This window comes from candidate division WOR-3 bacterium, assembly GCA_016926475.1.
Lineage (GTDB): Bacteria > SDB-A > SDB-A > SDB-A > SDB-A > JAFGIG01.
The window spans coordinates 18870-27342 of record JAFGON010000067.1 but is presented as its reverse complement, the minus strand read 5'-3'; the positions used below and the strand labels follow the sequence as shown (position 1 = coordinate 27342).

Genomic DNA, 8473 nt, shown 5'->3' with positions numbered 1-8473 from the left:
TTTCTTTTGCTGGGGTAGCTCAGTAGGTAGAGCACGGGACTGAAAATCCCGGTGTGGACAGTTCGATTCTGTCCCCCAGCAATTTACTCTTTTTGTGTAAACTCCAGAACCAGAGATGAAAAACTGTCGAATTGAGTTGAGTCGATGTAGCTTCTGTCTAATTCAAGTTTCATGATTTTGACTATTTTTTCTTGCCAATAAGCTGAAATACCGCCTGTTTGGTAATGCAGGCGGTAATACCTTTTAGGGTTTGGAATAATACTAGCAAAGTAGGAGGCTTGGAGCGGGTTTAGCTCTGATGCGTCTATACCGAAATATATTCTCGAAGCTTCTTGAATTCCTCTGATATTCGGTCCGAATTCAATGATATTTAGGTACAATTCAAGTATTCTGTTTTTGGAAAGGTGATGTTCGAGTTGCCAAGTCAAAACAGCCTCTTCGAGTTTTCTCGATAGGCTTCTTTCGTCGGATAGAAACAAGTTTCTCGCCAGTTGCATGGTTATGGTGCTGCCTCCGCTGATGTATCTTCCGGCGCTTAAATTCTCTCTCATGGCTCTTCTTATGTGAAATTGGCTGAACCCCCGGTGGCTGAAAAATGAACCGTCTTCACAGACGATAACAGCTCCGATGAGCGACTTGGGCAAGTTGGCAAGGGGCACAAAATTCGGGTTTTGAGGACCGAGAAAAATTTTTTCCCCCTGGGAAGAACCTATTCTGACAGTCGCAGAGAAAGGTCTGGAAAGCGAGTCAATATCTAATTTTGAACCCAGATAATATATCTCAACGCCGTGAAAATTGGAGTTTATTCTGAAATCAGTGCTCTCAGGAAAGCACCTTGTGTAGTCGAAAACAGCCGAAAGGTCGAAGTACCCGCCCCCTCTTATGCCTTGGATGTTCGGTAAAAGTTCTTTTGGTGTGAAATCTATGAGATCCGAGACATATACCGAGTCAGCTGACAATTCGATATGAATTGAAGAGCTGTCTGAAAACTTAAAAAAGCTTGTTATTTTGATATCGGAATTGCCGAGAGCGAGCACCAAATTTTCGATAAAGACCCAGCGGTCTGAAAAGTTCACATGAAAAAAAGCATCCGGAATGAGTATTTCCGAGAACGTCAAGGTGTCAGAGCATAGGAATTTTGAAAATAACCTGATATCATTTAATTTAATTGAATCCGCTTCAAATACTGCTGTGCCGTCTTCGAATTTGACTTTCAATTTTCCGGAGAACTTATAGTCAACTACCTCGAGATTCGAGAGTTCTTTGACCGGAAGGTAGAGATCTTCCAGGGATATCACAATCAAATTTTCTTCGAACGTCATCTTAGCGCCAAGTCCTGGTATCTGGAATTCAGGAGATGAATTTTGAAAATTGAAATAGACGCTGTCGTCGATGTTTGAACAAGAGTTTTGCAGTGCAGGAATAAGCATGACTCCCTTAAAAACACCTTTGAAATTCCATCCAGAAATCTGACCTCTGAGGGAAAAATCTCTTATTTCGAGTAATTCCGAAAATGATAAAGTGTCTTTGCTCTCAGCCACAAAATTCGCGATGCCGCAAGAGTCCCTAATCTCCATATACAGCATTAAACCATTGGAAGAAATATAACCTTTGATATAAGATTTTTCTTTTTTCATTTTTAGGGAGTCCAGATCAAAATGTTTTCCAGAAAACAGAAATACCCCGTTTCTCAAAGTCAGCTCTCCTGGAAACCTGTCAATTTGAGATAACTTTTCTGTTTTAACCCCATTTTTGGAGCTTGCCCTGATTGGCAGGACGAAATTTTCTATTGACAGCGATTTTAATTTTCTCGGATCAGTTATCGAAAGGCTGAATTGAACTGTTTCCGCGTTTCCTCCGCAGAAAAAGCTGTTTTCGTCAAAAGTCACGTCGGTTAAAAAGAAATTTAGAGGCAGTTCAAATATTATCTCTGAAGCTGAGATGCCTCTTGAAAGGAGTTCATTTCGAGCGAATTTCAAAATTAGTCGCTTAGAAAAGACCAATAAAAAGATAATCAAAAAAGAGAAAAAACAAACAGCCCCAATGCCTGTTATTCGATTTTTTTTGCTGATCATCAATTTCTGACGCTGTTTACGGCTTTTATGTGCTCTGAGTATGTTTTCGAGAATATGTGTGTTCCGTCGTCTTTCGCGACATAATACAAATAATCGGTGTGGGAGGGGTTGAAGGCTGCTTCAATGGATTTTTTTCCGGGGCTGCATATAGGAGTTGGAGGAAGACCGGTGTTCCTGTATGTGTTGTAAGGAGAATCGATTTCTAGGTCTTTAAAGAGCAGTCTTTCCCTATGGCCTCCAAGAGCGTACAAAACAGTGGCGTCGCATTGAAGAGGCATACCTATTCTTAAACGGTTGATGTAAACCGAAGCGATCAAGCTTCTCTCTTGGTCAGCTTTGGCTTCTTTTTCTATCATCGAAGCTAAGATAACTGATTCATATCCGTCTAATCCTGTCTCGGCATTTTTTTCTATAGAGTCAGTGACTTTGAAATGTAGAAAAATCATCTCTTGCGCGGCCTTTTCGGGCGTGACGCCAAAACCGAAATCGTAGGAAGAAGGGTACAGAAAACCTTCGAGAGAGACCGGGCGGAATTCATAGCCGTACGATTCGAAAATATTTGAAACGAATTCCGGATTTTTGCAGATCCCCACAAATTGCCCACTGTCACATGAAGCTTCGGATTTTAAAGTGTGAGCCACCTCTTCGATTGTTAGTCCTTCAGGAATAGTCACAAAATTTCGGACTGGACCTTTTTTCAAAGCCAAAGCAAGAGATTCTGGATTTGAGGGCACAGGAAGAACATAGTTGCCGCTTTTGATGTATCTGTCGTCACCGTCTCTGACAAGGGCTCTGAGAAAATATCTTCTGTCTTCGCTCAGCAGTATACCGGCTTTTTCCATATTGTCTGCTATCTCTTTAACAGATGAGCCGCTTTCGATAACAAAAACAGCCGAATCGGCGCCGTTTACAGTCGAACTTTCGGAATAGTCCAGCAAAGAACATGAATACAACGCAACGATAAAGGACAAGACAGATGTTCTAACCATTAGATGATTTTTCGTTTAAATAGTCCTGCAGAATGACAGCGGCGGCGATTGCGTCGTCTCCATGTTTTTTTGATTTGACATCTTTTGCTCTTCTTGTCGATAGGTTTTCGTCGTAAAGCGAAACTTTTATACCGAAGAAATTTGATATTTTTTTCGCCAATAAAGCCGAAGGTCTGTAAGGTCCTTTAGAAGTCACGGTCTGTCCGACTACTATTTCCTGAATTTCATAATCTTTTATCAATTGCGCGAGGACATCGAAGAGTTTTTTTCTTTCAACGGTCATCAAAGGTTTTGAAATCAATCTCATTTCGTCGGATATCGACAACCCGCATTTTTTTCTGCCGGGGTCTATTGATAAAATTCTTGAATTCATATTCTTTTGTGATATTCTATCAGACAACTGGATTATATGGAAGGGGCCAAGATGATGGACAGAATTTCTTTGAGAAAGATGAAGTTCTACGCCTACCACGGCCATGTTGAAATGGAGAGAAACAGCGGCGTGAATATTGAGGTAGACGCCGAAATTTTTCTGAATCTCAAGAAAGCCATGAAGACAGACGACCTCAAAGACACTGTCGATTACAGAAGTGTTTACGGGGTTATTAAAGAAGTGGTGATGAGCAATAAATACATGCTCCTGGAAAGAGTTTTAAGCAAAATAATTGAAGCTCTCTTTGCAAGTTTTGCGCAAGTAGAAGGGGTAAAAGTCTCTGTTAGGAAAAACACTCCCAGTCTCGGAGGAATAGTGGAATCTGTAGAAGTCTATGCTTTTAGGTTGAGAAGCCAGGTTTGAAAGGCGATCGATGCGTTTTAAAATGATTTCGTTGGAAGGTTTGCCTTGTTCTGGGAAACACCGTATAGCGAGCAAATTGTCCGAGGAACTCGACGCTAAATTATACTGGTCAAATTTTTCGCAAAATTCTTTTTTAAAAAGTTTTTATCTATCTGAAGGCGATCTGGCTTTTGCCGCAGAAGTCTCTCTTCTTCTGGAAAGAAGAGAGATACTCAAAAAAATAATTCAGCCCGAGATTTTCGGAAGCGGACTTTACGTGACAGACTCTTCTTCGCACAGGGGAAGGATTTACGCTTCATGCACGTTAAACTCGGATGAATATTCCCTTTTTCTCAGAATGTCAGAGTTGCTTCTGGATAGACTTCCAAAGCCTGACATGATTGTTTATTTGAGAACCGACCCCGCGTCAGCTAAATCAAAACTCTCAAAATCAACTTTCATTGCTGAAAGAGACCTTGGAAAAGACTATTTGACAACTCTTTTTAAAGCGATGGACGACTATCTTCTCAACCTGACTGAACAAAACATGATTGTCGTAAACAATTACGATGATACAAGCGATGACAGCACCCTCGCTCTTGTAAAGGAAATCGAAGGTTTCGGCGAAGGTCTTAAGTTTTACAACTTTGGAGATTTCGCTTGAGGGTTATACAAGACGGTTCAGAAATGACTGAAATCTCGGATTTTTATAAAGAACATGGACTCATCCTCGGTTTTGTTCCGACTATGGGATGCCTTCATCAAGGACACATATCCCTCTTCAAATGCATAGAAGAGAAATGCGACGCGATTGCCGCCAGCATTTACGTAAACCCGATGCAGTTTCGACCAGGAGAAGATTTTGAAAAGTACCCTAGAGACCGGATTGGCGATTTGGAAAAGCTGCAAAACGTCTGCGATTACGTTTTTTTGCCCGATGACAAGCAGATTTACCCCTCGGGTTTTTCGACTTTTGTTGAAGTTGAATCCCTTTCGAAAAAGCTCTGCGGTGTTAGCAGACCAGGTCATTTCCGAGGAGTGACGACGGTTGTTGCGAGGCTTTTCGGAATTGTGAGACCAAAACTGGCCGCATTCGGGCAAAAAGATTACCAGCAATTCGTGATAATCAGGAGAATGACGGAAGACCTCGCTCTGGGGGTCCAGCTCTTCATGTGCCCTATCGTGAGAGATAAGGATGGATTGGCGATGAGTTCAAGGAACAGGTACCTATCGAAGAAGGAAAGGATCATGTCCCTGGCGATTAGGAAATCAATCTTGTATGCCAGGGAAGAAATCATGGAAAAAGGGATTTTGGATCTTTCTGAGATTAAGAAAAAAATGATTGATATAATGTCTGAAAACGGAGTTAAAGTCGATTATGCTGAAATTGTGGATCCTGCCACTCTGGAGTCCGTTGAGAATATTCAAAAAAGAGCCGTAATAGCGGTAGCGGGTATGGTCGGAAGTACTAGGTTGATAGATAACGAAATAATTGATCTGGAGGAAAAATAAATGTTGAGGAGATTTGTGAGGGTCAAGCTTCATGGACTAAAAGTCACAGAAGCAAATCTTGATTACACCGGAAGCTTGGGAGTAGATTCTGAAATACTGAAAAAAGCCTCTTTAAAAGCAGGAGAAATGGTTTTGATAGCCAATCTAAACAACGGTGCGAGGTTTTATACCTATTTGATCGAAGAAAAACCCTTTTCTCGGGAAGTAAAATTAAACGGCGCTGCGGCAAGGCTGGGTCTTCCTAAAGACAGGTTGATAGTGATGTGTGAAGCTTTGCTCGGTGAAGACGAAATTGATGGTTTCCAAATGAAGGTATTCCGTTTTGACACGGATAACAATGTAATTGAATAACATTTTTTTGAATTGAAAGACCTACAAATAGTAATATTAGCTGCAGGCCAGGGCAAAAGAATGAAGTCCGATAAGCCTAAATCCCTTATGGATATGGCAGGGTATCCTATGCTAGGTTATGTCCTGAATTGCGCGAAGTCTTTAAATCCCGATAAAATTGTCGTCGTGGTCGGAAAAGGCGGAGGATTGATCATTGACAGGTTCAAAGGCGAGAATGTCGAATTTGTAACTCAAAACCCGCAGCTTGGAACAGCTCACGCCGTCCTACAGACAGAAAAGCAAGTTGAAAAAAAAGGAAAAATCCTAATCCTTTACGGTGATGTTCCCTTAGTCAGATCACAGACTTTGAGTAATTTTATCGTTGATTCAACCGGGTACAAGGCTTCTTTTCTTGGCATGAGATTGGAAAATCCGGGCTCTTATGGAAGGTTTGTAACCGAAGGAAAACTGCTTAAAGCGATTAGAGAGGCGAGAGACGCAGACGAAAAAGAAAAACAAATAAAGGTTGTAAACACGGGGATTATGATATGTGAGTCTGAAACTTTGTTTGAAGCAATATCGGAAGTCAAAACCGACAACGATCAGAAGGAATACTACCTCACGGATGTTGTGAAGATTTTGGACAAAAAAGGGTTAAAAGTTTCGTATTCCATCGCCTCAAACCCGTCGGAATTTTTCGGTGCCAACGACAGATCTGAAATCGCAGTTTTGAGCTCAATAATCAGAAATGAAAAAATGAGCTCTCTTATGAAAGAAGGCGTCACGATAATTTCACCAGAGAACACCGTCATAGATTTTCAAGTCCGGATAGGTCGGGGGACAGTCGTCTATCCTTTTTCTTTCATCACCGGAAACACCGAAATAGGTAAGAATTGCGTAGTAAAACCTTTTAGCTTTTTAAAAGACTGCATGCTGCAAGACGGTGAAACTTCATGAAGGCTGTCCAGATCTCACTTTTCTTTTTCCTTTTTTTGTCGTGTTCAAAACCGCCTCTTGTCGAGGTAGATAAAGACATACAAAATTCGGAATTTTCAGCATATCCCCAAGACACTTTGATGGTTGAAATTCTTAATGGGACAGGGAAAGACGCACTGGGAAGGTTTGTGGCTGACACTTTAAGGTCAATTCAGGTGGTATACATGGACACGGTTTATTATTTCGACGTAATAAGAATAGACAACTGGCATGAACCGGAACTTGACAGGTCTTTTGTGGTCGACAGAAAAGATTTCAATGGAAAAAATGCGAAAATTTTGTGCCTCGCATCTTCCATCAATCCTCCACTCGTCGAATTGCGAAAGAACAGCATGAGTGAAGTAACTTTGATTGTCGGGCCGGATTACGAAAATTATTTTGGATGTATGGATTCTTTCAACAAAATATGGTAAATAAAACTTCTGTTGATGGCGTTATGAAAACTAAAGGAGGAAAAGTGAGGAAAATTCATCTTTTTATCATACTGACCGTGTTGATTTTTAGTTCCTGCAGTCAGAACCCTGGCAGTCAAACAGATTCTACGGTTGCTCTCAACGGAGATTCTGTTGGCGTTGTTGTCACGGACACCGCGGAAATTGTTTTCCAACCCCCAGAAGACGGAATTATCACAGAGGAGATGTCCGATAGATACATATCCTGCGCCAAGGAAATCAACGCTCTCATTCAGCAGCGAGCCGAAACTGGCAAGAACTACTTAGACAGCCTGGGAGTGACCTACGAACAACTCTCGGATTCAGCTTTTAAATCCAAAAATCCCGAAATCGTGGAGACATACAACCAGATAACTGTCGGCGGGGATTTCAGTGAAATCGAAAAGAGCATATATCAGAGGTATTCAATGACTGAAGATGAATTCATATGGATTGCCAGTCATCTTTCAAATCCTGAAAACTCAGAAATTCAAGAGAAAGTCACTGAAGCCCTGATGGATATCATCGCTCCATGATTTCCGCTATTACGGGGGAGTGATCAGAAGGTTTTAACTCTCCCGCTTTTTTTCTTGATTCACGATCAATTTTACAGGAAATAATGTCGTTTTCCATATTTTTGGAAAACAGCAAGTAATCAAGTCTCATTCCATGGTTTTTGTGAAAAGAACCGTCTCGGTAATCCCACCATGAAAAAGCCTGTTTTTCAGGCCATATTTTTGAATAAGAGTCGACGTAACCTGTGTCGAGGATCGATTTCATCTTTTTTCTCTCTTCGGGGTTAAAACAAATGGAACCGTCCAGCCTAACCGGATCCCAGACGTCAATATCCCGCAGGGCCACGTTGAAATCTCCGCCCACTATGATTTTATTTTTTATGTTTTCACCAAGTTTTTCCCGGAGCTTGTCAAAAAAATCGAGTTTGACCTTAAAAGATGGATCCGCGGGACTTTTACCGTTGGGAACATATACGCATACAATCAATTTATCATCGTAAAAAGCTGAGATCAGTCTTTTTTCAGCTTCAGCTTCACCGTCGAATCCTTTCACTACGCCTGTCAATTCTTTTTTTGACAGGATGGCGACTCCGTTGTATGACTTTTGACCGTTAAAATAGCTTTTATAGCCTACTTCCATAAAAAAAGATTCAGGAAATTTATCATCTGGGGTTTTGGTCTCCTGAAGCATGATTACGTCAGGTGCGTTTTTTTCCAGCCAAATCCGTAAATATTCCGCTCTTGTATTTATTGAATTTACATTCCATGTCGCTATTTTCATGGTCAGCTCTCTTTTTGTTGATTCTTCGACTTCTAGACTATATTATACGTCTTTATAAATCGATTTCAA

11 protein-coding genes and 1 tRNA gene are annotated in these 8473 nt (G+C 41.1%); 8 read left to right on the top strand and 4 right to left on the bottom strand.

Annotated features, from left to right (window positions below; translation table 11 throughout):
• Nucleotides 1–8 precede the first annotated feature (8 nt).
• A tRNA-Phe gene (locus tag JXA84_06685) sits at nucleotides 9–81 on the top strand.
• 2 nt (nucleotides 82–83) lie between these two features.
• Here JXA84_06685 and JXA84_06680 read toward each other — a convergent pair.
• The 3 genes from JXA84_06680 to ruvX form a co-directional block, all read right to left on the bottom strand.
• The gene (locus JXA84_06680) at nucleotides 84–1979 is read right to left on the bottom strand and encodes a transglycosylase domain-containing protein (GenBank protein ID MBN1150886.1); all 1896 of its coding nucleotides are present in this window, start codon (nucleotides 1977–1979) and stop codon (nucleotides 84–86) included.
• 95 nt (nucleotides 1980–2074) lie between these two features.
• A complete protein-coding gene (gene mltG / locus JXA84_06675; GenBank protein MBN1150885.1) occupies nucleotides 2075–3064 on the bottom strand; it encodes an endolytic transglycosylase MltG in 990 nt (329 codons plus the stop codon).
• A complete protein-coding gene (ruvX, locus tag JXA84_06670; protein ID MBN1150884.1) occupies nucleotides 3057–3464 on the bottom strand; it encodes a Holliday junction resolvase RuvX in 408 nt (135 codons plus the stop codon). Before ruvX ends, mltG begins: the two co-directional genes overlap by 8 nt.
• Before the next feature lie 24 nt (nucleotides 3465–3488).
• Here ruvX and folB point away from each other — a divergent pair, with 24 nt between their 5' ends.
• Genes folB through JXA84_06635 form a run of 7 tightly spaced genes read left to right on the top strand, consistent with a single transcriptional unit; the run spans nucleotide 3489 to nucleotide 7644 of the window.
• Nucleotides 3489–3860: a dihydroneopterin aldolase gene (folB, locus tag JXA84_06665; GenBank protein ID MBN1150883.1), complete on the top strand. Its 372-nt coding sequence runs from the start codon at nucleotides 3489–3491 to the stop codon at nucleotides 3858–3860.
• Nucleotides 3861–3870: 10 nt separating this feature from the next.
• The gene (locus JXA84_06660) at nucleotides 3871–4503 is read left to right on the top strand and encodes a deoxynucleoside kinase (GenBank protein ID MBN1150882.1); all 633 of its coding nucleotides are present in this window, start codon (nucleotides 3871–3873) and stop codon (nucleotides 4501–4503) included.
• Nucleotides 4500–5351, top strand: coding sequence for a pantoate--beta-alanine ligase (locus tag JXA84_06655; protein MBN1150881.1), 852 nt, complete (start codon nucleotides 4500–4502; stop codon nucleotides 5349–5351). The genes JXA84_06660 and JXA84_06655 overlap by 4 nt, the downstream gene beginning before the upstream one ends.
• Complete coding sequence (locus tag JXA84_06650; protein MBN1150880.1) at nucleotides 5352–5702, top strand: aspartate 1-decarboxylase; 351 nt, start codon at nucleotides 5352–5354, stop codon at nucleotides 5700–5702.
• Between the two features lie 60 nt (nucleotides 5703–5762).
• Nucleotides 5763–6638, top strand: coding sequence for an NTP transferase domain-containing protein (locus JXA84_06645; GenBank protein MBN1150879.1), 876 nt, complete (start codon nucleotides 5763–5765; stop codon nucleotides 6636–6638).
• Nucleotides 6635–7090, top strand: coding sequence for a LytR C-terminal domain-containing protein (locus tag JXA84_06640; GenBank protein MBN1150878.1), 456 nt, complete (start codon nucleotides 6635–6637; stop codon nucleotides 7088–7090). Before JXA84_06645 ends, JXA84_06640 begins: the two co-directional genes overlap by 4 nt.
• A 44-nt stretch (nucleotides 7091–7134) precedes the next feature.
• Nucleotides 7135–7644, top strand: coding sequence for a hypothetical protein (locus tag JXA84_06635; GenBank protein ID MBN1150877.1), 510 nt, complete (start codon nucleotides 7135–7137; stop codon nucleotides 7642–7644).
• Here the strand turns inward: JXA84_06635 and xth are convergent.
• A complete protein-coding gene (gene xth / locus JXA84_06630; protein ID MBN1150876.1) occupies nucleotides 7631–8404 on the bottom strand; it encodes an exodeoxyribonuclease III in 774 nt (257 codons plus the stop codon). The genes JXA84_06635 and xth overlap by 14 nt on opposite strands.
• Nucleotides 8405–8473: the final 69 nt, after the last annotated feature.

Excerpts from the sequence above, each read along its gene's own strand:
- folB (MBN1150883.1), top strand. The coding sequence starts at position 3,489 with ATGATGGACAGAATTTCTTTGAGAAAGATGAAGTTCTACGCCTACCAC.
- JXA84_06645 (MBN1150879.1), top strand. The coding sequence starts at position 5,763 with ATGAAGTCCGATAAGCCTAAATCCCTTATGGATATGGCAGGGTATCCT.
- JXA84_06650 (MBN1150880.1), top strand. The coding sequence starts at position 5,352 with ATGTTGAGGAGATTTGTGAGGGTCAAGCTTCATGGACTAAAAGTCACA.
- JXA84_06660 (MBN1150882.1), top strand. The coding sequence starts at position 3,871 with ATGCGTTTTAAAATGATTTCGTTGGAAGGTTTGCCTTGTTCTGGGAAA.
- JXA84_06640 (MBN1150878.1), top strand. The coding sequence starts at position 6,635 with ATGAAGGCTGTCCAGATCTCACTTTTCTTTTTCCTTTTTTTGTCGTGT.
- xth (MBN1150876.1), bottom strand. The coding sequence starts at position 8,404 with ATGAAAATAGCGACATGGAATGTAAATTCAATAAATACAAGAGCGGAA.
- mltG (MBN1150885.1), bottom strand. The coding sequence starts at position 3,064 with ATGGTTAGAACATCTGTCTTGTCCTTTATCGTTGCGTTGTATTCATGT.